This is a genomic window from Brevibacillus sp. NRS-1366 (assembly GCF_050467985.1).
This window is the reverse complement of sequence record NZ_JBITPN010000022.1, coordinates 513,936-534,089: the sequence shown is the minus strand read 5'-3', so window position 1 is coordinate 534,089 and position 20,154 is coordinate 513,936. Positions and strand designations below refer to the sequence as shown.

Sequence of the window (20,154 nt, the reverse complement as noted above, 5' to 3'; positions counted from 1 at the left end):
ACATGATTCACAAGCAGGTCATCAATCATAGGCAGACTGCGTGGTTGGTTGGTAGCGTTCTGATGACGGCAATGATGATTTCTTCCTTGCACAAAATCGTAGCAGTCAGCAAGATGGATGCTTGGTTTTCCCAGATCATGCCTGTTGGTTTTGCGATTGTTGTGGCTTTTGTCTTAGCTGAATTATCACGAGCTTATCCGGGAAAAAATCTGTTTGAGATCTTGTTTATTGTGTGCGGAAAATGGATTGGTGGGCTCATTAACGTTATTTTATTGATTTACATCTGGATCATCCTTACGCTTGATATCAAAGGAGCATCCGAATTTTTTCGTGAGACCCTGCTTCCCCGAACTCCCGTTGAGATCATCTTGATTGTCTTCGTCCTTTTGATGATGTACTACGGGAGAACGAGCCTGGAAGTTGCAGCGAGGGTCAATGAAATTTACTTTCCTGCTTACTTTATTTTGTCGATGATGCTCTATTTCTTGTTGGGAAATGAATATAGTGTGGAACGTATTGAACCGATTCTAAGCACGGGCCTGGGGCAAATATTTGCCAGTAATATTTTTCCAATCGGGATTTATGGGGATATCTTACTATTTGGGGCCTTCCTGCATGCATCGACGCATCCTCGGCTGTTTTTTGCAGCAATGAAACACGGTGTACTCATTGTTGGCTTTACCGTGACTATACTGCTGTTAATCTTGCTGGGGGTGATGGGGTTTACAATTGCCAGCCGCCTCCATTTTCCGATTTTTATTCTCGTCCAACAGATTCATGTCACGGATTTTTTAGATCGCATCGAAATTATATTGTTCAGCTTATGGTTTCCGGCATTTACAATTAAGGTGATTGTAGCTTATCTTGCTTTTTTGGTTGGCGTGGGGTCGTTTGGTGGGCAACAGCATTATAATGCGTTAAATCTCCCTAGTGGATGGTTTTTGGTGGTCACATCATTGTTGGCATTCCCGAGCGTACAGGATTTTGATACATTTCTCAGCTACACGCTGCCCGTCATTGTGTTGATCATACAAGTGCCGTTGCTGCTGTTTTTGTATATACACGCGCGCTTCAATCGTAAAATGGATACACAAGTAAGCATTCCAAAAGGCACACGACTTTACCGATTTTACAATTCGATGGTGTGGATTGGGGGTCTTGCCTTGATTGGCTGCTTCCTAACAGTCGTGATTGGGGATCTGTTCTTAGATAAATCAGTTTTTGCGGGGTTACTGACTGCGATCGTGTACATCGCGCTATTTTTCATTGCTCTCCTCGCCAGTTACGGGGAAATGCAGGCTCTGAATCACGGTAAGCAGAAGCTCGCTCAATCCAAACAAGCAGGATCTTTCCGACAATAGGGCCATGGTGCGCACTATTGTTTTCTTTTAGCTAAAAGGGTCGTAAGCTTTATACACCTTTTCATATTTTGCGGCATGGTTGATAAGACTATGTAAAAAAGGAATGTTGAATTTGGAACCAATCGTACCGTTTGAACCGATTCGTACAGAACTTATTCCGGAAGGTCCAAACTGGGCAGGGCAGGTCAAATGGGATGGGGTTCGTATATTGACTTATTATGATGGTCACGAAGTAAGGCTTTTTAATCGCAAGTTCAACGAGCGAACCTTTCATTATCTAGAGCTGATAAACATCGGAGAATATTGTTCAGCGGATTCCATCATATTGGATGGAGAAATTATTGCGTTAAAAGATGGAAAACCTTCTTTTTATGAGGTAATGAAAAGGGACGGTATTAAGAAGCTGAGTAACGTAGATGTGATGAAAAAAAGCATTCCCATTACATACATGATCTTCGATATTCTGTATGTGAATGGTCAATGGGTAACATCTTCCCCTTTGGACGAGAGACAGAGGCTGCTCAGAGAGGTAATAAAGACAAATGAGTATGTTCAATTGGTGGACAACTTTGAGGCAAAGGCTTTGTATGAAGCAATTAAAAAACAAGAAATGGAAGGAATCATCATTAAAGATCTAACCAGCACCTATTTGATAAACGGAAAAGACTCTCGGTGGCAAAAGAAAAAATTTTATAGAGATGTAATAGCTGTAGTAGGTGGTGTGACCCTTAGAGATAACCTGGTAAATTCACTCCTACTAGGACTATACGATCACGAGGGCGGATTCCGATATATTGGACATGCAGGGACAGGAAGACTAACCCAAAACGACTGGAGGAATCTTACTGAAAGAATTAGACCACTCGTACAAAAAAACATGCCATTTGTTAATAAACCACCACGGATCACAAATACGGTTTGGCTTCAGCCAAAAATCACTGCTAAGATCAAATTTGCTGAGTGGGTGGATGGACATTCACTACGACAACCAAGTATACAAGCCTTCGTTGATGTTCCTGCTCATCAATGTGTTCTTGAGTTGTCCAAAGGCGTACCGCCAAAATTTTAATTTGCAAGACATGACCATCATAAATACGAAAAAGTTGACGCCGATTGTCTACTGGCGCCAACTCTGAGAATCAACTTTTCAATGTTTTGCATTGCATCTCTTTTCGATTAGTTTCCAAATGGGTTTTTTATATCGTTACTCTGTATCCAGATTTTCTTGCTCTGAATCAGCTGGTTCAGCGTAACATTTTCTGTACCATAAATTTCACGATGCAACTTTTGAGTCTCTAATAAATCATTGTACGTCAGATACGGATAATCTGTCCTTCCAAATGAACCATCTGGAAAATACGCATAATGTAAATCGCCGCTTGGTGTAATCCATCTCCCTCCTATATTTTCTACACCGTACAATAATTTTTCAGCAAGAACTTTATAGTCATTATCGTTAAAATACCTGTACATTTTATACAAATAATTTATCTCGGCTAATTGGTGATTTAGAGAGACATGAGTTGGATGATTTCCTTTAGGGTGGGCATAGTCTTCAACAAGCCAACCAACATTGCTTCCTTTTACATCAAAATGATGTTTTTCTGCATGATTACGAAAATAATGGGCGAATTGTTGCGTAGCGTTGCAAAATTTCTCTTCTTTATATGTTTTACATCCTTCTAGAAAGAGATCTGCTTGTCCTACATTAAACCTAGTATCGAAGTAGCCGTCCTCGATCCCATAATCTTTTTGGAGCCAAGTTGACATCGGTAACGTTTTCCAATACCCTTCCTTTTCTTGACTTTGCAATGCGGTTCCCAACATTACGTATCCCATATCTTCGGCAATCCTACTTTCCCCGGTATAAATGAATGATTTTAAGATATAGTTCTCGGGAATCCGCCAAAATGAATTTGTGTTGTAAGGTAAATAGGACGACGGCGATTTGACATAGTAACCATCATAGGACCATTTTCCTCTTCTATTTAAATCTAAAGCCAGCCAAATGTCTGACATCCGCCCATAATCCCAACGAACAAGTGTATCATTAGATTCGAGTGCCCAAATTTCACTAATTAACCCTTGGTATACGGGTAAGGTGATCTCTAATACGTATCCTTCTTCGTCTTCCATTACTTGTATCTTTTTCTGTAGATCAAATTTTTCTTCAATCGTACCTTTTCCTAAATTTGCATAAACGCTTGGCATGCTGATCCAAATGTTTTTATTATCTGTTTCAATAAAACCAGTTGATAATGGCAAATACGTAACGTCATTTAAGTTGATGATCTTCCAATTACTTTTCTCCAATTGATTATCTTGATATTCGTTATATCTGAATACCCCATTCTTACCAGGAACTCTTAAATGGAAAACATAGGGCGCAGAATTCTTTTGTGCTTCGATTTTTTTAAGCCAATACAAGTCATTGTTAGGAAATTCATATTTCTGTTCGACAATTGTTCCAAAGTCAAATATGGAATGGGTTGATTGTATAAGTGGAATTTCCGTACTGTGAGCTTCTTTGCTTAAGTGTTGCAGTAGTATACATATAGAAAGTATAAAAGCAACACCAAATATCAGTTGTTTTTTTCTCATAAAATCACCTGTAGATAAGAATTTTGAACTATGTTTTTACAAGAATTGAAAAACAAAGTTGTCATAATATAGCATTTTTGAAAATCCTTATCTAAGACGTTGAAGAGATTGAATTTGTTTCATTCTTTCTAACAATTTTTAGTAGGAACAATCTCCGGATGTTAGGAACAGAAAAAAGACCTTGAAGAATCACAGCAGAGCTCAAAAGAACTGCTTATTAGAAACTTTTTTGTTGATTATGTATTGATAATTAAGTTATACTAGAGGTGAATTCAGTAACATGTATTTCCATATGATGTGACATCAAGTTACTCATAGGCTCGTTTGTATGGGCTATATCTGGTTGAATGAATCCCGTCCCTGTGGTACGTCCACCACACCTCAAAGGTCGGGCTCTCTTCTCTGATATGGCCCTCTTTTTTTAGTTAATGGGAGCATAAGCATGGCTTTGTTCACTAAACGTTACTTTTATTTCAATTGATCTGTAAATATCGTTGTGATTATAATTACTAAGGTAACTATTTTCAGCATTGATTATCTGTAACAGGAAAGTTGGGATTACCTTGCCTTTTCTTCGTTTTAAAGGGTTTGATAAAAATAAACTGACAGTCATGTCCCCAAGTATCATCGAACAGTTCGCCGATATAGCAAATGTAGCACCTGAAAAGGTGAAAATTGAGCTGCTCCACGTAGAGCAAATCACGAATAGCCCGTACTCAGTTGAAATTCTCATGTTTGAAAGAGAGCAAAGGAAGCATGATGATCTTGCCAGCATGCTCCATGAAACCCTTAAACAGCATGGTTTTGAGCAAGTTCATATCTTTTTTATTTTGCTTTCGCCTACACTTTATTACAAAGAAGGGCTTCCCTTGCAAAGGAACCAGGTTGAAATGGTTCGCTGATAGGTGCTTCGCTCTCAACAAAAAAGGTCGAGTCCTCGCAAGGAGGATTTCGACCTTTTCTGTTGAGAGGATCGGCTACAGTTAATAATAAAGGCTTTCTGTCCAAGAGCATTTGCTGCATGTACGCACTAAGCTGGTCTCGTGGAACTCATGCTCACATTTTTGCTGCAATTCGGTCAACGCTTTTTGATGCTTATCTAACTCAGCCTGAAGACGCATGATTTCTTCCCGCAACCGGATTGTTTCCTTCATTTCCTGCCTCCAGTCCCGCTACGTATAGAGTTGACTGCCTTTTTCACGAAATTCCTGTGCTTTTTCCTTTAATCCTGCCTCAATGGAAGAATCCGTTGTCAGTTGCTGTTCACGGGCATAATTTCGGATGTCTTGTGTGATTTTCATACTGCAAAATTTGGGACCACACATCGAGCAGAAGTGTGCGGATTTGGCGACCTCCGCCGGTAGTGTTTCGTCATGGTATTCACGTGCCCGCTCTGGGTCGAGGGACAGATTAAATTGATCCGTCCAGCGAAATTCGAATCTTGCTTTGGAAAGAGCGTCATCTCGTTCTTTTGCACGAGGGTGTCCTTTTGCCAGATCGGCGGCATGGGCAGCTATCTTGTAGGCAATCAGGCCATTGCGTACGTCTTCTTTGTTTGGCAGCCCCAGATGCTCCTTGGGTGTGACATAGCAGAGCATGGCCGTTCCGAACCAGCCAATCATGGCGGCTCCAATAGCGGAGGTGATATGGTCATAACCAGGAGCGATATCTGTCGTCAGCGGCCCCAATGTATAGAAGGGAGCTTCATGGCAAATCGTCAACTGTTTATCCATGTTTTCGCGAATGAGGTGCATCGGAACGTGTCCTGGCCCTTCGATCATGACCTGGACATCGTGCTTCCATGCAATCTTCGTCAACTCACCGAGCGTTTCCAGCTCAGCAAATTGCGCTTCATCGTTGGCATCAGCGATGGAGCCGGGGCGCAGACCATCGCCCAAGGAAACGCAAATATCGTAAGCCTTCAAAATTTCGCAGATTTCTTCAAAGTGCGTGTACAGGAAGTTTTCCTCATGATGCGCTAGGCACCAGGCGGCTAGAATGGAACCGCCGCGAGACACAATTCCGGTAACACGCGCTGCGGTCATCGGGATGTAACGCAGCAGCACACCGGCGTGAATCGTAAAATAGTCCACACCTTGCTCTGCCTGCTCGATTAAGGTGTCGCGGTAGACTTCCCAGGTCAGCTCCTCGGCTTTACCATTCACTTTCTCCAGCGCTTGATAAATCGGTACAGTCCCCACAGGCACTGGGCTGTTGCGAATAATCCATTCTCGGGTAGTGTGAATGTGCTTGCCAGTAGAGAGATCCATGATGGTATCGGCTCCCCAGCGTACAGACCACATCATTTTTTCGACTTCTTCCTCCATCGAGGATGTGACAGCCGAAGTACCAATATTTGCGTTGATTTTGACATGAAAGCTGCGTCCGATAATCATCGGTTCACTTTCAGGATGATTAATATTGACCGGGATAATCGCACGACCGCAGGCTATTTCTTCCCTGACAAAATCGGGTGAGACCCCTTCGCGGATGGCGACGTATTCCATTTCCGGGGTGATGATGTTTTTCCTTGCGTAGTGAAGCTGAGTCACGACTTTTCCTGATTTTGCTCGAATGGGCTGGTATCCTTCACGCGGAAATGAGGGGACGGTTCGTTTGGCTTCGGTTTTAAGTCCATCATCGCTAGGATGTGGTTTTCTTCCAGTGTAGGCTTCGGTGTCATGACGCTCAGCAATCCAATCCTGGCGCAGGAAAGGGAGCCCGGCTTCAATGTCGGGGGAGTAGTGAGGGGAGGTGTACTCGCCGCTGGTGTCATAAACACGCAGTGGAGGATTGGGAGTGGGACCGGATGGGCCGTCCGTCGGATGAAGTGTAATTTCCCGCATAGGTACACGGATGTCAGGGCGACTGCCTGCTTCGTACACTTTGCGGCTGCCTGGAAAAGATGGGATCGAGAACATAAGAAAAACCTCCTTGTCATGGTCGCACGAAAGCGAGAACCTTGCTCGGGAGGCGAAAGAATCTATCACGCCACGAAAAAACGCCGCATAGGGATATGCGACGCCAGACGCGAGAGTAGAGAAGAAAACGGGTATTCAAAAAGAATACACGTATCTTATCGTGTCGTATATGACAATTCCTCCGCTGGCATTACCCAGTTCAGGTTCAACGGTCGATGGCACAATAGCCATCCTCTCAGCCTGGTAACTCCCAAGCTCCCGTGCTTTTTATAATGATGTCTTGCAACTATAGGATAGCCATTTGCCATTCCAATTACAAGCAATTTTTAAAATTCATTTTTGCCGACGCGCAACACATTTTCCCCCCATCTATTCTCGTGACTCGGACAAAAAGTGTTTCTGTAGACCCACACGAATCGCGTCTGTTACGATGAAGTTCGGAAAAAAAGAAACTGGAAGCTGCGGTCATTTTTTTCGCTCCTATCGCTTGGTATAGAGATTTTTTTGAGGTGATGCAGTGTGGATGTTTATTCAAATTTAAAACAAGGGGAAAGAGGAGCATGGGTGAGTATCATTGCCTATATCTTCTGCTCTGCTTTAAAGATAGGAGTGGCATTACTAGCAAGCTCTGAGGCATTAATGGCAGATGGATTAAACAACTTGACGGATGTCGTAGCTTCGGTCGCTGTCTTAATCGGGCTGCGCATCGCTCGAAAACCGCCTGATCAGGACCATCCCTACGGACATTTTCGTGCAGAGACGATTTTCTCTCTCATTGCGTCCTTTATCATGCTTTTTGTCGGCATACAGGTTGTCACAGATGCGGTACCTTCACTGTTTGATACAAATCATACAGCGCCAGGTATGCTCGCTGGCTGGACAGCGCTTGCTACTTCTGTTGTGATGCTAGGTGTTTATCGTTACAATCGGGCACTCGCGAAAAAAATAAATAGCCAGGCTCTTATGGCTGCGGCTGCTGATAACCGCTCTGATGCGCTGGTTAGTATCGGAACGTTTGTAGGGGTAGCAGGAGCACAATTTCAATTGCATTGGCTCGACCCGCTTGCAGCTTTTGTAGTCGGCTTGATAATCCTAAAGACGGCATGGGATATTTTCCGGGAGGCGACGCATCGTTTGACGGACGGTTTTGATCAGACACAATTGGATGATTTACGATCAACGATCATGGGGATTGCCGGAGTCAAAGAAATTAGTGATATCAAAGCCCGCTATCACGGCAGCAGTGTGCTCGTCGATGTCGTCATTCATGTCGACCCAGACCTGAATGTGGTAGAAAGCCACACCATTACCGAAAAGATTGAGGATCGAATGAGAAAGGTTCACAAAATAAATGCGGTTCATATCCACATTGAACCAGATCAGAAACTAATAGAGAGATAAAGCCAAAACCTGCCCGTAGTTGGACAGGTTTTTTGTTTTATCGCTTGGTGTCATTAGAATTAGGATGGAGTTGCTTTTTTTCGGCGCAGCGTTTTCGTTGTCGAAGTGGAGCCTCCTGCGGTCGCAGTCGCCGTTTGGGGTGTTGCGTCTTTTCGTGCAGGCGCTGCCCGTTTTTTGCCTGGCTTGTTTTTGGCAGGTGCAGGAGTGGGCTCCGTTTCCACTTTGATTGGACCTGCTGCCTGTCCCGCCGTCGATTCCAGACTTTCTTTTAGGGCTTGCATCAAGTCAATCACATTCGTGCGAGCTACGGTTGGAGCGGTTGTAATCTCCTGACCTTCTAGTTTTTTCTCAATCATCGCTTGCAGCTCGGAGCGGTATTCATCCGTATACTTGGCAGGCTCAAAGGTAATGGTCATGTTTCCAATCAGCTCAGTTGCCATTTTTAGCTCATTTTCAGCGAGAGCGACTGTCGCCTCGGGGAGGGCTGGCACCTGGTTTACGGGTCGCACCTCGTCTGGGTAGTAAATCGTTTCCAGCATGATGCAATGCTCATACAGGCGGATTACGGCCAAGCTCTGACGATTGCGCATCGTCACCTGGGCAACAGCTATTTTTCCACTCTGTTCCATAGCCGCTCGTAGTAGTGCATACGCTTTTTCCCCTGTATCCTGCGGCGAGAGGAAGTAGCTTTTGTCAAAATAAATCGGGTCAATCTCCTTTAAATCGACGAAATCGAGAATTTCGATGGCTCTTCGGGTTTCCGGTGTAATGGCTTCCAAATCAGAGTCATCAATCATAACAAAGTGGCCTTTTTCGTATTCATACCCGCGAACGATCTCGCTTGCGTCCACTTCACGCTGGCAGTGAGGACACATTTTTGTGTATTTAATGGGGGTATGGCATTCTTTATGCAGTTGGCGGAACCGAATGTCCCGCTCTTCCGTCGCAGTAAACATTCGTACGGGTATATTGACAAGGCCAAAACTGATTGAGCCTTTCCATACGGTATGCATGAGATCCCTCCTGTCTTTCGCTTTTCGTTTAGTATCTGCGTTCTAAAGGAGGAGGCAGCGAGGGAAATGAAGGTGATGGCAAGGACGGCATGAAAAAACCAGCCAATAGGCAATCATCGGCTGGCTGTCTTGTCTTATTGTCCGTGTTTCACAATATCTGATTGATCTGCCTCGGATTGCATTTCTCTCGCGCACTCTTCCCCAACACCTGTGCGATCGGCGATGGATTGGGCCTTGGCTGCCTTCAGCTTTTGCTCGGATGGCTGCTTTTCTGCCATGGATATGCTTCCCCCTTTTACGCAATGTATAAGTAGTATGCTTCTTATCAGCGCAAAAAAATACCCCGTCGCCAAAAAGACGAAGGGGCAGCGGTTCAACTCCTCCCGTGGTGGGAGAGATGGCACGGAATGCTCCTATCAGACACGCCGTGCGCGAAAAGTGAACAGCCTTTCAATTATGGGAGAGGAGAAACCGGAGGAAGAGCTTATGGGGAAACGTAAGTCTTCTCCGCGGTTGTCAGCGACACCGTTACGTCGCTATCCATCATCCTTTCCAATTTTTTCGACAGGTATACCTACTCGCGGTGAAAAATTTCCAACGGACAATTTTACGGCTGTTTGCAGTTGTGATAGTATGAAATCATTCTTAGTTGACAGGTGAGAAAGTATGCGAGTCATCGCTGGAGAACACAGAGGAAGAAGGTTGACGGCAGTCCCTGGAAAAGGTACTCGCCCAACGACCGATAAAGTAAAAGAATCCATTTTCAACATGATTGGCCCGTATTTTGATGGGGGCTGGGCGTTGGACTTGTATGCGGGAACAGGTGGTCTTGGCATTGAAGCGCTGAGCAGAGGTGCGGATCGCGCGGTATTTGTCGAGAAAGACAACAAGGCATTCGCTGTTGTCAAACAAAATGTGGCCGCATGCAGGCTTGACGCTTATGCCGAGCTATACCGAATGGATGCGGACAGAGCGATTCGTACGTTAGCCAAACGCACCCAACCATTTGATCTCGTATTTTTGGATCCTCCCTATGCCAATCAGAAAATTGTGGAGGAAATCACGTTGCTGCAAGAGCTGGGCATGCTAGCTGATGGGGCCTGGATCGTGGCTGAGCATGATGCTTTCGACCGATTTCCCGAAGAGATTGGAAACTGCGTGAAAGATCGTGAATCAACCTACGGGGATACAGCCGTCACATTGTACTATTTCGAGGCTGATCTAAAAACGTAGTGAGTCAGCCAAAAGCTTGAAGGTAAGAGGAGGATTCACAATGGCTATCGCTGTTTGTTCGGGAAGCTTTGACCCTGTTACTTATGGGCATCTCGATATCATTTCTCGAGGTGCAAAAGTATTTGATAAAGTAATTGTCGCGGTTCTGATCAATTCCAAAAAAAATTCCTTGTTCAGCGTGGAGGAGCGCGTGGAGCTTTTGCGCCAAACAACGGCTGACATGGAAAATGTAGAAGTGGACTCATTTGACGGACTATTGATCGACTACATGAACAAACGAGGCGCACAAGTGATTATTCGGGGGTTACGTGCTGTCTCTGACTTTGAGTATGAAATGCAGGTAGCTTCTATAAACAAGAAGCTCGATGAAAAGATCGAAACTTTTTTCATGATGACGAATAACCAGTATTCGTATTTAAGCTCCAGCATCGTAAAAGAAGTAGCCAAATACAAGGCGAGCGTCACGGATCTGGTACCCCCTGTTGTCGAGCAGGCTCTGCATAAAAAAATGGCTGAGTAGCAAAATCAGGAGCGACGGTTTTGAAATTGACGAGTCAAGAAGCTGGCGAGGACGAGGATGGTTGCTATCCCGATGGCGACCGTACCTGAATAAGCAAAGGTTTCCCACCAGCTCGTTTCAGGGATGCCTGATGTGACAGGAATAAAGACAGGGACGCTTTTTTCTGTGAACCAACTGCCTGTACTGGTAAGCGGCTCCCAAACAATAAATGTTAGGATTCCTGCCAGAACAGCGTGCACTGAGCGTGCAATCAAATAAGGGACGACTCGTATGTCTGTCTCGCTTAATATACTGGCTACCTGGGCATGGACACTCAATCCACCCCACGAGAGTACAGCACTTGCAATGGCTGCTTTCCAGACCATAGAGAAACCGTCGGGGACTATACTGGCTGCCTGCGCACCGAGTGTTACTTCGAACAGCCCTGATATGATCGCTTGGGAAAAAGCAGGTGGAAAGCCCAAAGGACCAAGGAAAATAGCCAAGATCGAGCTAATGAACTGGGTCAGGTGGATCGCAGCGAACAACTGGATCAATACCGAAAAGACAATGATAAAACCACCGATCATAAAGAGCGTGTTCAAAGCAGATTGAACAGCATCTCCCATCAATTTTCCAAAAGCGCGGCCGTCCCGTATGCGGGCACGATGCATGGCTTGTAGCGCACGTAATGGAAGGGGCAGATTTGTCTTTTCTAGCGGCTTTGAGACTGTAGCAAAAGGTGCATGAAAGCGATACAAAAGCCCCATGAGAATGGCGGAGAGGTAGTGGGTCGTAGCGAGAACGACTCCCATTTGCTCACTGTGAAAGAAACCGATCGCCACAGCACCGATGACGAACAAGGGATCACCTGTGGTCGTGAAGGAAACGAGTCTTTCTCCTTCGGCCTGGGTCACATTGCCTTGTTCTCTGAGGCGAGTCGTCAGCTTGGCAGCCACTGGATAGCCGGAAGAAAAGCCCATCGCAAGCACGAAGCCGCCTGTGCCAGGGACGTTGAACAAAGGTCGCATGAAGGGTTCAAGCAAGACACCGACGAAGTGAACGACTCCAAGACCCATCAAAATCTCTGAGAGGACGATAAACGGTAGGGTAGAGGGAAACACGACCTCCCACCAAATTTTCAAGCCTCTGACTGCTGCTTCAAATGAAATTTGGGAAAAAGCAACTAACGACAATACGAGGGCAATGGCCGAAAACGCAAACAACAGCGTAAAAATCGGAGAATGGCGTGACATGGACTCCTCCTGAACCAACTGCAAGATAGATAGTACATGTCTACGTGGAAGACAAGAAAACTATGCGTGAGCTTGTATCTTGAAATGTGAAAGGATCTGCAGCTGTCCACATACGTTTGTTACAGGGGGGATGTTACCATGGCAACGAAACGTAAACCAAAAGTGGGGGTGGCACTGGGGTCAGGAGGGGCTCGAGGGTTTGCGCATATTGGCGTACTAAAAGCATTAGAGGCGAAAGGGATCGAAATTGACATGCTAGCAGGCAGCAGCATGGGGAGCTTGATCGCGGCCGTTTACGCCAATGGAATTGAGCCTCATATGATGGGGAAGCTCGCGCTCAATTTAAAGCGCAAACATTGGCTCGACCTTACCGTGCCAACACTTGGGTTTGTATCGGGAGAAAAAATCAAACAATTGATTCGGCTTTTAACCCATGGCAAGCGTATTGAGGAATTAAACAAACCCCTCGCAATTGTAGCTACTGATATCGAATCGGGGGAGCGGGTTGTCTTTCGTGATGGACCCATTGATCAAGCTGTCAGGGCAAGCATATCCATTCCCGGTATTTTTGTGCCGGAGAGAGTGGGTGACCGCTTGCTTGTGGATGGTGGAGTGATTGACAGGGTACCCGTTACGGTTATTCGTGATATGGGGGCAGACATCGTTATCGCGGTGGATGTTGCGCAGGTCGATACACCGATGAAGGTAAACTCGATTTTCGATGTCATCGCACAGACGATTGATGTCATGGAACGAGAAATTCTTCGCCATAGGATCATAGCGGCGGATCTCGTAATTAGGCCTGATGTTGGACACTATAGCAGTATCGCCTATTCCGGTGTGGAAGAAATCATGGAGTTGGGAGAACGGGCAACAGTCGCACACGTAGAACACATCCAAGAATTGATTGCGAATTGGGAGGCAGCTCATGAGTGAGGATCAGCTTTACGCTAATAATCGAAGACCAAAGGGTAGAAGTGGCTTTAGCTGGACACTTGCTCTGGTTTCGGTCTTGCTGGGACTCTCTTTTTTTGTGCCCACTAATTATTATGTAACACGACCTGGTTCAGCTATAGAGCTAGGGCCGATGATTGATGTAGAAGGCGGAAAAAAGGATGAGACAGGCTCTTTCATGCTTACAACCGTCCGGATGGGCGAAGCGAATTTAGCATGGTACGTATATGCCAAGTTTGCAGCCGATGCGGAATTGATGCCAAAAGAACTAGTAGTCAGCAAAGGCGAAAATAGTGAGGATTTTGTCCGGCGCGAACAGGCTGTCATGGATAATTCGCAAAAAATTGCCGAAGCGGTAGCTTTTCGTTTGGCAGGTTATGATGTCAAGATCGAAAAGCAGGGCGTTTGGGTAATGGGAACCATCGAAGGATTGCCCGCAAAACAAGTCCTAAAGATCGGTGATGTCATCACGGCCGTCGATGGAATTCGCACGGCTGAAGCAACGGATCTGCTCCAAGTGCTTTCGAAAAAGAGTGCAGGAGACAAAGTTGAGATTACATACACAAGAGATGGACAAGAAGCAAAAACGATGTTAACCTTGGTACCACTACCTGAGTCCAAGTCCGTTGGCATCGGTGTGCGCCCTGATAACAAGCAGAGCATCTTGATTCCGAAAACAGTAAACATCGCTTCACAAGGAATTGGTGGTCCTTCGGCAGGACTGATGATGACACTGGAGATTTACGATCAGCTCAATACCAGTACGGATTTAACCAAAGGCTACAAAATTGCCGGCACAGGCACTATTTCGCTGGACGGAACGGTCGGCAGGATTGGTGGTATTAATCATAAGGTGATCGCGGCAGATAAAGCAGGTGCAGAGATCTTCTTTGCCCCTCAGGACACACCTGACCAGAGCTCGAACTACGAGGAGGCTCTCGCGACGGCTAAACGTATCGGAACCACGATGAAAGTCGTCCCGATCAAGACGGTAGGGGACGCGGTAGCGTACTTGAATGATCAAAAACCAAAATCATCCTGAGCGAATTAGCTGTCAAGGAAAAATGGTTGACAAAGCTTTGGGCAGGGTCTATAATCATCTTTGTTGTGCATGAGGTGAAATGACGATGAACATTAAGTTAGCAGATCTGGAACGTAGAAAGGGAGAGCCGTTGCCGTTTAAAGCCACGTTAGATGCAGCGGAGCTAAAAAGCCGCCATCATGAGATTCGCGGGATGACGCCCGTTGAAGCAGAGGGCGAGGCAGTACAACTAGGCAATCTCTATTACGTAAAAGGCAAAATGAAAGCCGATGTCAATTTCATTTGTGCAAGGTGCCTGAATCCTTATACACATCATGCGGCCGTTTCTTTTTCGGAAACGTTCGCCCCGGAAGATGATCCGGTGCTGGGTGAGGATGAAGATAGTGACATCCTTCCTCTTGAAGGCGATGAAATCAAGTTGGACGCGCTTTTGCAGGAGGATTTTCTTCTGGCGATGCCGACTTTCCCGCTTTGCGAGGAAGATTGCAAAGGGCTGTGCCCAACATGTGGTGCAAACCGTAATGAGGCCGCCTGCAGCTGTAAGAATGAACGGATTGATCCGCGCTTGGCAGGGTTGGCCGATTTTTTCAAAGACAGCAAGTAATTCCCTAATGTTTTCAAGATGAGGCGTCTTTTCTCAATGGCAGCGTCTCATTTTTGAAGGATGGCATAAGCTTTTCGCCTATACTGTCCACCCAATAGAGCATCTTAGCATTTGTCAGTTGAAGGAGGTGTAAGGAAGATGGCAGTACCTCAACGGAGAACTTCCAAAACCCGTAAAAGAATGCGTCGTACGCACTTCAAATTAGAGATTCCAGGCATGATCAAATGCGATAATTGCAGCGAATACAAGCTTGCGCATCGTGTTTGCCCAAGCTGCGGTCACTACAAAGGCGTGAAAGTAGCGAAGTAAGATCCGCTGCTAAAAAGTAAGGTGAGCAATCACCTTACTTTTTTTGTACATTCGTAGGACCACGTAATTATTATCAACTCACTGGCAACAGCGCTGGGCATGGCTCGCAAAGACGGAATACTCGTAAAGCTCTTGGGTGGCGATGTACATCGGGAGGATCAATTGGTATATGGCACCCGTACCCTTGAAAACTTGGCTGACTATCATGTAGACAAAGTGTTGGTGGGCGCTTGTGGACTCACTGCAGACGGCCTGGTTTCTCCACGTGAGGAGCATGGGCACCTGATCAAGGAAATGATCAAACGAGCTGACCAGGTCATTATATTACCGATCACTCCAAATTCGGTAAAAGTATGCTGTTTCGCGTAGCGGGTCTCAATCAGGTAGATATCATCGTAACCGATCAGGAGCCTGATCTGGAAATGGCTGATGCCTTACGTAAAAATGAAGTCGAAGTCATTGTGGCGACTCCCGATGCTACAATCTTGTAGAAAAGCGGATAGATTTCATCTGGCTGGCGTGATTGTTGTTGGCAGCGTGACAGCAGGTGAATTTATCAGAGAAGTCCTTCAATAAAGAGGGGCTTTCTCTTTTTTTTGGGGGTTGCAACGGTACGCAGTAGCTGGTATTCTATGATTCCTGACTTTTTCCAAAAGGAGGATTTTATGGTTTATTGGCGGATTATCCGCAAGAGTTATTGTCGTAATCTTCAGTATCGTTTGTCACATCTGATCAACAACCTGGCAAGTTCAATCTTTGGGCTTGTTTTTATTGCCATTTGGGCAGGAGTTTTACAAGATAAGCAGGTTCACGGCCCATATGACATCAAGACGATGGGGTACTACATTGCCATTTGTCAAAGTGTATTATGGATGACAACCTTTCTGTCGCCCGGACTCAATGTCCAAATGGGTGTCAGGAGCGGTGCGGTAAGTCTTGATTTAATTAAGCCGGTTCATTATCTGTGGTATGTTTTGAGTCAGGAATTTGGAAGAATCGCCTACAATGCCTTTTATCGAAGCGTGCCCATCGGCTTCTTACTCGGGTTAGCCGTGGGCTATTATTTTCCTTCTAGCCCGCTCACTTTCCTTTGGTTTGCTCTATCGATTCTACTCGGGACATATGTTGGACTGCTGCTTTTTTACCTCGTAGGACTCTCTTCTTTTTGGACGACTGAAATTCGTTGGGTTCACTACATTTTACTATCGCTGGTATTTGGTTTAGGAGGACAAATGATACCTCTGGATTTACTACCGGGTGTGGTGGGTAGGATTGCGCTTTATTTGCCTTTTTCCAGCATGATTTACTATCCGGTAATGACTTATTTGGAGCTGGCAGGAGCTGCAGGGATTCTCATACAAGCTAGCTGGGCATTCCTGCTCACTTGTGCCGCTCTCTTTATGACAAGACAGGCGAGAAGAAAGCTCGAGATTCAAGGAGGATAAGTGGTGTGATTGTTCTTTATCGAAAGCTTGTGGCTGCGAGTATTCGCGCACAAATGCAGTATAAAATGAATTTTGTCACGAGTGCTGCTACAACGGGGATGATCATGGTTCTTGATTTTTTGATCCTGTCTGCCATTCTCTATCGCTTCAATGATGTCATCGGCTGGAATATATACGAGGTAGGGCTGCTGTACGGGATCTCTTCCGTCTCTGTTTCAACCTATCGACTATTCGCACCGGAGATCAATGACTTTGAGAAATACATCGTTCAAGGCGAGCTGGATCAACTTCTTATCCGTCCTGTTTCCCCACTGTTACTGCTGTTGACAAGGAATTTGGATATGTCCCGACTTGGCGGGATCGTGCAGGGTATGTCTGTTTTGGTCCTTTCATTAATCGGATTGTATGGACAAGGTAAAGCGATCGGGCTACTGCTTCTGTTTGCACCGGTAGCGATTGCATCTGGGAGCATCATCTATTTCTCGATTGCTCTATGCACGGCAGCGTTGGCGTTTTGGACACATCAGATAAAAGATCTGCAGACCTTCACTATTTACGCGCCAGCCAATGCGGCCAATTATCCAATTGGTCTGTATCCCAGTTGGTTAAAATGGCTGTTTTATACGGTATTGCCGATTGCCTTCATGAATTACGTACCGATGCTTACATTGCTAGACAAAGCAGGGAATTGGTATTACCCACTCTTGACCCCGGTGGCAGCAGGAGGCGCCTTGTTTTTGTCACTTCGCTTATGGAATGTAGGGATTCGGCATTATCACAGTACGGGCAGTTAGGGAGGGTGTTTTCAATGATAAAAGCAGAGCATGTCGGAAAATCTTTTTTTCTGACACAACCGAAAGAAGGGAGATTTGCTGCACTGCGAACTCTGTTTTCTCGCCAGCAGCGGGAAGTAAAGGCAGTAGATGATATATCATTTACGATTGAAGAAGGACAATTCGTCGGTTATATAGGGCCGAATGGTGCAGGTAAATCGACTACGATAAAAATGCTGTCCGGAATTCTTCATCCCACTCGCGGGAAGATTTTTGTTGGAGGATATAGCCCGCAAAAAGACCGAGTCCGGGTGGCTTCTCAGATTGGAGTTGTGTTTGGACAAAGAACCCAGCTGTGGTGGGACCTGCCGGTGAGAGATTCCTTTGAAATTTTGCAAGCGATGTACAAAATCAATCCTCAGCGGTATCGACGCTCGATGGATACTTATCACGAGCTGTTGGATTTGCATGAATTTCTCGACACGCCTGTGCGTAAGCTTTCGCTCGGTCAAAGAATGCGAGCGGACCTGGCAGCTGCTCTCTTGCACGATCCGCCAATTCTCTTTTTGGACGAACCGACAATTGGTCTGGATGTGGTAGCCAAAACGCGTATTCGAGCCTTCTTGCGGGAGGTGAATCAGACCCAAAAAAAGACGATTCTTCTGACGACGCATGACATGGATGACATCGAGCAGCTGTGCAATCGGATCATCGTGATCAATCATGGAAAGAAGATGGTGGATGCGAGTATGCAAGATTTGCGCAGTATGATCGGGCTGCCGAGTATGATTCAGGTCGAATATCGGCAACCGCCCGAGGAAATTGCAGAGATTGAAGGGGTAGAGCGAATAGAGCTTGAGGACAATGAGTTGTCGATCTACTTTGACAAAGGGAAGACCTCCTCGCCACGGATCTTGGCGGAAGTAGTGAAATGGGGTGATCCTTTGGACATTCGTATGAAGGAACCTGGGATTGAAGAGGTAATCAAGCGTTTGTATCGCTAGGGACGCATACCTATTTTCGCCAACTTTACTTGTAATTCAGAGCCTTCTCCCTTATACTGATTTTTGGTACCAGGTATTAAAGACTGATCGCAAACATAAAAAAGAAAACATAATCTTGCTAGGGGGTGTCGAGCATCGCCCGCTTGCCGAAAAAAGATCGCCAGTCCCGTTTGGTGCAGTCGCTGGCGGATAATCCATTTGCGACGGACGAGGATCTTGCAGAGTTATTTCAAGTCAGTATTCAAACAATACGATTGGACCGTTTAGAGCTAGGCATCCCGGAGCTTAGAGAGCGGATCAAATCGGTGGCAGAAAAAAACCTGGACCCGGTGAAATCACTGGGAATTGATGAAGTCATTGGAGAGATCATTGACTTGCAGCTCGATTCACAGGCGATTTCTGTACTGGAAATCAAGGAAGAACACGTTTTTTCACGAACACAAATTGCTCGTGGACATTACATATTTGCTCAAGCCAACTCGTTGGCAGTGGCAGTTATCAATGCAGATGTGGCACTGACCGCAACGGCCAGGATTCGTTTTGTTCGACCTGTGCGGGCTGGCGAAAAACTGGTTGCCAAGGCTCTGGTGAGGAGCCGTGATGGCGATGAATGTAAGGTGCGTGTAGAGACAAAAGTACAAGGAGAATTGGTCTTTACCGCTACCTTCCGTGTAGTCGGGATGTCAGGGTCACAAACACGGCATGGATGAGAGGTAAGGAGGAATTACGGTTGCGAATTGCAGTGGATGCGATGGGTGGCGATCATGCACCGAGAAGTACGGTGCTGGGGGCTATAGCTGCCGTCAAAGAAAACCCGTCAATTACAGTGGTATTGGTGGGGGATGAACAAGCCATTCGGAGCCATTTGCCGCAGGATACTCCTGTTAACATTGAAATTGTTCATACGTCAGAAGTCATTCAAACAGATGATGAGCCTGTGAGAGCTGTTCGTCGAAAGAAAAATTCTTCGCTGGTCGTTTCGGTGGAGATGGCGCGGGAGAAAATCGTGGATGCTGCTATCTCCGCAGGAAATACAGGTGCGTTGATGACTGCTGGGTTGCTTTATGCAGGTCGTATGGAAGGAATTGAACGTCCAGCGCTTGCCGCTTTTATCCCGAATGTCAAAGGAAGAGTGACGCTGACACTCGATGTCGGCGCGAATATGGATGCCAAACCACACCATCTCCTTCAATACGCTGTAATGGGAAGTTTGTATGCAGAAAGTGTGCTTGGATTTGAACGGCCAAAAGTGGGCTTACTTAATGTCGGGACGGAAGAAGGAAAAGGCAATGAATTGACCAAAGCCGTTTTTCCGTTGTTGAAAGTAGCAGATCTGAACTTTGTCGGCAATGTCGAAGCTCGCGATGTCATGCAAGGAGCATGCGACGTTCTTGTCTGTGATGGATTTGTCGGGAACGTCTTGCTGAAAGCAGTCGAGGGTGCAGCCTCTACAATCTTTTCACAGTTGAAGCAGGAGTTTACTTCAAGCCTGATTAATAAGGTAGGAGCAGCAATTTTAAAACCAGGACTGTCTCGCTTCAAAAAGCGCATGGATTATGCGGAATACGGTGGAGCCCCTCTACTTGGCTTGCGCAGTCCAGTCATCAAAGCTCACGGTTCATCAGATGAAAAAGCGATAAAAAATGCGATTGCCAGTGCGGCCAGGTACGTGGGTCAGGACGTAAACGGGATTATTCAACAGGCGCTACAGAAAAATAAGAGAGAAAGCGAGTGAAGA

At 45.9% G+C, this 20,154-nt stretch carries 23 protein-coding genes and 1 riboswitch; of the genes, 17 read left to right on the top strand and 6 right to left on the bottom strand.

Features of this window, described 5'->3' with window-relative positions; genetic code table 11:
* Nucleotides 1–2 precede the first annotated feature (2 nt).
* Both ACIFQN_RS19325 and ACIFQN_RS19320 read left to right on the top strand, forming a co-directional pair.
* Nucleotides 3–1,361 carry a GerAB/ArcD/ProY family transporter gene (locus ACIFQN_RS19325; RefSeq protein ID WP_429834646.1) on the top strand — a complete coding sequence of 453 codons (1,359 nt, stop codon included), beginning with the start codon at nt 3–5 and terminating at the stop codon, nt 1,359–1,361.
* 103 nt (nt 1,362–1,464) lie between these two features.
* Nucleotides 1,465–2,430, top strand: coding sequence for an RNA ligase family protein (locus ACIFQN_RS19320; RefSeq protein WP_429834645.1), 966 nt, complete (start codon nt 1,465–1,467; stop codon nt 2,428–2,430).
* A gap of 107 nt (nt 2,431–2,537) precedes the next feature.
* On the opposite strand, the gene ACIFQN_RS19315 is transcribed toward ACIFQN_RS19320, so the two are convergent.
* Entirely contained in the window at nt 2,538–3,962 is a 1,425-nt protein-coding gene (locus ACIFQN_RS19315; RefSeq protein ID WP_429834644.1) for a hypothetical protein, read from the bottom strand.
* Between the two features lie 563 nt (nt 3,963–4,525).
* Here ACIFQN_RS19315 and ACIFQN_RS19310 point away from each other — a divergent pair.
* Entirely contained in the window at nt 4,526–4,864 is a 339-nt protein-coding gene (locus ACIFQN_RS19310) for a DUF1904 family protein (protein WP_429834643.1), read from the top strand.
* Nucleotides 4,865–4,945: 81 nt separating this feature from the next.
* Here ACIFQN_RS19310 and ACIFQN_RS19305 read toward each other — a convergent pair whose 3' ends face one another.
* Together ACIFQN_RS19305 and thiC are read right to left on the bottom strand one after the other, a co-directional pair.
* Nucleotides 4,946–5,116 carry a hypothetical protein gene (locus tag ACIFQN_RS19305; protein ID WP_429834642.1) on the bottom strand — a complete coding sequence of 57 codons (171 nt, stop codon included), beginning with the start codon at nt 5,114–5,116 and terminating at the stop codon, nt 4,946–4,948.
* Between the two features lie 18 nt (nt 5,117–5,134).
* On the bottom strand, nt 5,135–6,883 hold the full coding sequence (gene thiC / locus ACIFQN_RS19300) for a phosphomethylpyrimidine synthase ThiC (RefSeq protein ID WP_429834641.1): 1,749 nt from the start codon (nt 6,881–6,883) through the stop codon (nt 5,135–5,137).
* A 159-nt stretch (nt 6,884–7,042) separates the two neighbouring features.
* Nucleotides 7,043–7,155: riboswitch (TPP riboswitch) on the bottom strand.
* A 247-nt stretch (nt 7,156–7,402) separates the two neighbouring features.
* On the opposite strand from thiC, the gene ACIFQN_RS19295 reads away from it, so the two are divergent.
* The gene (locus ACIFQN_RS19295) at nt 7,403–8,284 is read left to right on the top strand and encodes a cation diffusion facilitator family transporter (protein WP_429834640.1); all 882 of its coding nucleotides are present in this window, start codon (nt 7,403–7,405) and stop codon (nt 8,282–8,284) included.
* A gap of 59 nt (nt 8,285–8,343) precedes the next feature.
* Here ACIFQN_RS19295 and ACIFQN_RS19290 read toward each other — a convergent pair whose 3' ends face one another.
* Together ACIFQN_RS19290 and ACIFQN_RS19285 are read right to left on the bottom strand one after the other, a co-directional pair.
* Nucleotides 8,344–9,297, bottom strand: a complete 954-nt coding sequence (locus ACIFQN_RS19290; protein ID WP_429834639.1) for a Ku protein — start codon at nt 9,295–9,297, stop codon at nt 8,344–8,346.
* A 134-nt stretch (nt 9,298–9,431) separates the two neighbouring features.
* The gene (locus ACIFQN_RS19285) at nt 9,432–9,575 is read right to left on the bottom strand and encodes a hypothetical protein (RefSeq protein ID WP_429834638.1); all 144 of its coding nucleotides are present in this window, start codon (nt 9,573–9,575) and stop codon (nt 9,432–9,434) included.
* A 388-nt stretch (nt 9,576–9,963) separates the two neighbouring features.
* On the opposite strand from ACIFQN_RS19285, the gene rsmD reads away from it, so the two are divergent.
* Together rsmD and coaD are read left to right on the top strand one after the other, a co-directional pair.
* The gene (rsmD, locus tag ACIFQN_RS19280) at nt 9,964–10,530 is read left to right on the top strand and encodes a 16S rRNA (guanine(966)-N(2))-methyltransferase RsmD (protein WP_429834637.1); all 567 of its coding nucleotides are present in this window, start codon (nt 9,964–9,966) and stop codon (nt 10,528–10,530) included.
* A 40-nt stretch (nt 10,531–10,570) separates the two neighbouring features.
* Complete coding sequence (coaD, locus tag ACIFQN_RS19275) at nt 10,571–11,050, top strand: pantetheine-phosphate adenylyltransferase (RefSeq protein ID WP_429834636.1); 480 nt, start codon at nt 10,571–10,573, stop codon at nt 11,048–11,050.
* Between the two features lie 5 nt (nt 11,051–11,055).
* On the opposite strand, the gene ylbJ is transcribed toward coaD, so the two are convergent.
* Nucleotides 11,056–12,285, bottom strand: coding sequence for a sporulation integral membrane protein YlbJ (ylbJ, locus tag ACIFQN_RS19270; protein WP_429834635.1), 1,230 nt, complete (start codon nt 12,283–12,285; stop codon nt 11,056–11,058).
* Between the two features lie 138 nt (nt 12,286–12,423).
* Between ylbJ and ACIFQN_RS19265 the strand changes: the two genes are divergently transcribed.
* The 11 genes from ACIFQN_RS19265 (at nt 12,424) to plsX (ending at nt 20,151) form a co-directional block, all read left to right on the top strand.
* Nucleotides 12,424–13,221: a patatin-like phospholipase family protein gene (locus tag ACIFQN_RS19265; RefSeq protein WP_429834634.1), complete on the top strand. Its 798-nt coding sequence runs from the start codon at nt 12,424–12,426 to the stop codon at nt 13,219–13,221.
* Complete coding sequence (locus ACIFQN_RS19260) at nt 13,214–14,281, top strand: SepM family pheromone-processing serine protease (RefSeq protein WP_429834633.1); 1,068 nt, start codon at nt 13,214–13,216, stop codon at nt 14,279–14,281. The genes ACIFQN_RS19265 and ACIFQN_RS19260 overlap by 8 nt, the downstream gene beginning before the upstream one ends.
* An 85-nt stretch (nt 14,282–14,366) precedes the next feature.
* Nucleotides 14,367–14,885 carry a YceD family protein gene (locus tag ACIFQN_RS19255; RefSeq protein ID WP_429834632.1) on the top strand — a complete coding sequence of 173 codons (519 nt, stop codon included), beginning with the start codon at nt 14,367–14,369 and terminating at the stop codon, nt 14,883–14,885.
* A 138-nt stretch (nt 14,886–15,023) separates the two neighbouring features.
* Nucleotides 15,024–15,194, top strand: coding sequence for a 50S ribosomal protein L32 (gene rpmF, locus ACIFQN_RS19250; RefSeq protein WP_005834357.1), 171 nt, complete (start codon nt 15,024–15,026; stop codon nt 15,192–15,194).
* Between the two features lie 99 nt (nt 15,195–15,293).
* Nucleotides 15,294–15,563, top strand: a complete 270-nt coding sequence (locus ACIFQN_RS19245; RefSeq protein ID WP_429834631.1) for a hypothetical protein — start codon at nt 15,294–15,296, stop codon at nt 15,561–15,563.
* The gene (locus ACIFQN_RS19240; protein WP_429834630.1) at nt 15,548–15,685 is read left to right on the top strand and encodes a hypothetical protein; all 138 of its coding nucleotides are present in this window, start codon (nt 15,548–15,550) and stop codon (nt 15,683–15,685) included. The genes ACIFQN_RS19245 and ACIFQN_RS19240 overlap by 16 nt, the downstream gene beginning before the upstream one ends.
* Nucleotides 15,686–15,859: 174 nt before the next feature.
* Nucleotides 15,860–16,639, top strand: a complete 780-nt coding sequence (locus ACIFQN_RS19235) for an ABC transporter permease (RefSeq protein WP_429834629.1) — start codon at nt 15,860–15,862, stop codon at nt 16,637–16,639.
* 5 nt (nt 16,640–16,644) lie between these two features.
* The gene (locus ACIFQN_RS19230) at nt 16,645–17,433 is read left to right on the top strand and encodes an ABC transporter permease (RefSeq protein WP_429834628.1); all 789 of its coding nucleotides are present in this window, start codon (nt 16,645–16,647) and stop codon (nt 17,431–17,433) included.
* Between the two features lie 14 nt (nt 17,434–17,447).
* Entirely contained in the window at nt 17,448–18,416 is a 969-nt protein-coding gene (locus ACIFQN_RS19225; protein WP_429834627.1) for an ABC transporter ATP-binding protein, read from the top strand.
* A 125-nt stretch (nt 18,417–18,541) separates the two neighbouring features.
* A complete protein-coding gene (fapR, locus tag ACIFQN_RS19220) occupies nt 18,542–19,126 on the top strand; it encodes a transcription factor FapR (protein ID WP_429834626.1) in 585 nt (194 codons plus the stop codon).
* Nucleotides 19,127–19,146: 20 nt separating this feature from the next.
* On the top strand, nt 19,147–20,151 hold the full coding sequence (plsX, locus tag ACIFQN_RS19215) for a phosphate acyltransferase PlsX (protein WP_429834625.1): 1,005 nt from the start codon (nt 19,147–19,149) through the stop codon (nt 20,149–20,151).
* Nucleotides 20,152–20,154 lie beyond the last annotated feature (3 nt).

Bases quoted from the DNA above. Each gene is read 5' to 3' on its own strand.
- ACIFQN_RS19325 (WP_429834646.1), top strand. From the start codon at position 3: ATGATTCACAAGCAGGTCATCAATCATAGGCAGACTGCGTGGTTGGTT.
- ACIFQN_RS19320 (WP_429834645.1), top strand. From the start codon at position 1,465: ATGTTGAATTTGGAACCAATCGTACCGTTTGAACCGATTCGTACAGAA.
- ACIFQN_RS19315 (WP_429834644.1), bottom strand. From the start codon at position 3,962: ATGAGAAAAAAACAACTGATATTTGGTGTTGCTTTTATACTTTCTATA.
- ACIFQN_RS19305 (WP_429834642.1), bottom strand. From the start codon at position 5,116: ATGAAGGAAACAATCCGGTTGCGGGAAGAAATCATGCGTCTTCAGGCT.
- thiC (WP_429834641.1), bottom strand. From the start codon at position 6,883: ATGTTCTCGATCCCATCTTTTCCAGGCAGCCGCAAAGTGTACGAAGCA.
- ACIFQN_RS19290 (WP_429834639.1), bottom strand. From the start codon at position 9,297: ATGCATACCGTATGGAAAGGCTCAATCAGTTTTGGCCTTGTCAATATA.
- ACIFQN_RS19285 (WP_429834638.1), bottom strand. From the start codon at position 9,575: ATGGCAGAAAAGCAGCCATCCGAGCAAAAGCTGAAGGCAGCCAAGGCC.
- rsmD (WP_429834637.1), top strand. From the start codon at position 9,964: ATGCGAGTCATCGCTGGAGAACACAGAGGAAGAAGGTTGACGGCAGTC.
- coaD (WP_429834636.1), top strand. From the start codon at position 10,571: ATGGCTATCGCTGTTTGTTCGGGAAGCTTTGACCCTGTTACTTATGGG.
- ylbJ (WP_429834635.1), bottom strand. From the start codon at position 12,285: ATGTCACGCCATTCTCCGATTTTTACGCTGTTGTTTGCGTTTTCGGCC.
- ACIFQN_RS19265 (WP_429834634.1), top strand. From the start codon at position 12,424: ATGGCAACGAAACGTAAACCAAAAGTGGGGGTGGCACTGGGGTCAGGA.
- ACIFQN_RS19260 (WP_429834633.1), top strand. From the start codon at position 13,214: ATGAGTGAGGATCAGCTTTACGCTAATAATCGAAGACCAAAGGGTAGA.
- ACIFQN_RS19255 (WP_429834632.1), top strand. From the start codon at position 14,367: ATGAACATTAAGTTAGCAGATCTGGAACGTAGAAAGGGAGAGCCGTTG.
- rpmF (WP_005834357.1), top strand. From the start codon at position 15,024: ATGGCAGTACCTCAACGGAGAACTTCCAAAACCCGTAAAAGAATGCGT.
- ACIFQN_RS19245 (WP_429834631.1), top strand. From the start codon at position 15,294: ATGGCTCGCAAAGACGGAATACTCGTAAAGCTCTTGGGTGGCGATGTA.
- ACIFQN_RS19240 (WP_429834630.1), top strand. From the start codon at position 15,548: ATGCTGTTTCGCGTAGCGGGTCTCAATCAGGTAGATATCATCGTAACC.
- ACIFQN_RS19235 (WP_429834629.1), top strand. From the start codon at position 15,860: ATGGTTTATTGGCGGATTATCCGCAAGAGTTATTGTCGTAATCTTCAG.
- ACIFQN_RS19225 (WP_429834627.1), top strand. From the start codon at position 17,448: ATGATAAAAGCAGAGCATGTCGGAAAATCTTTTTTTCTGACACAACCG.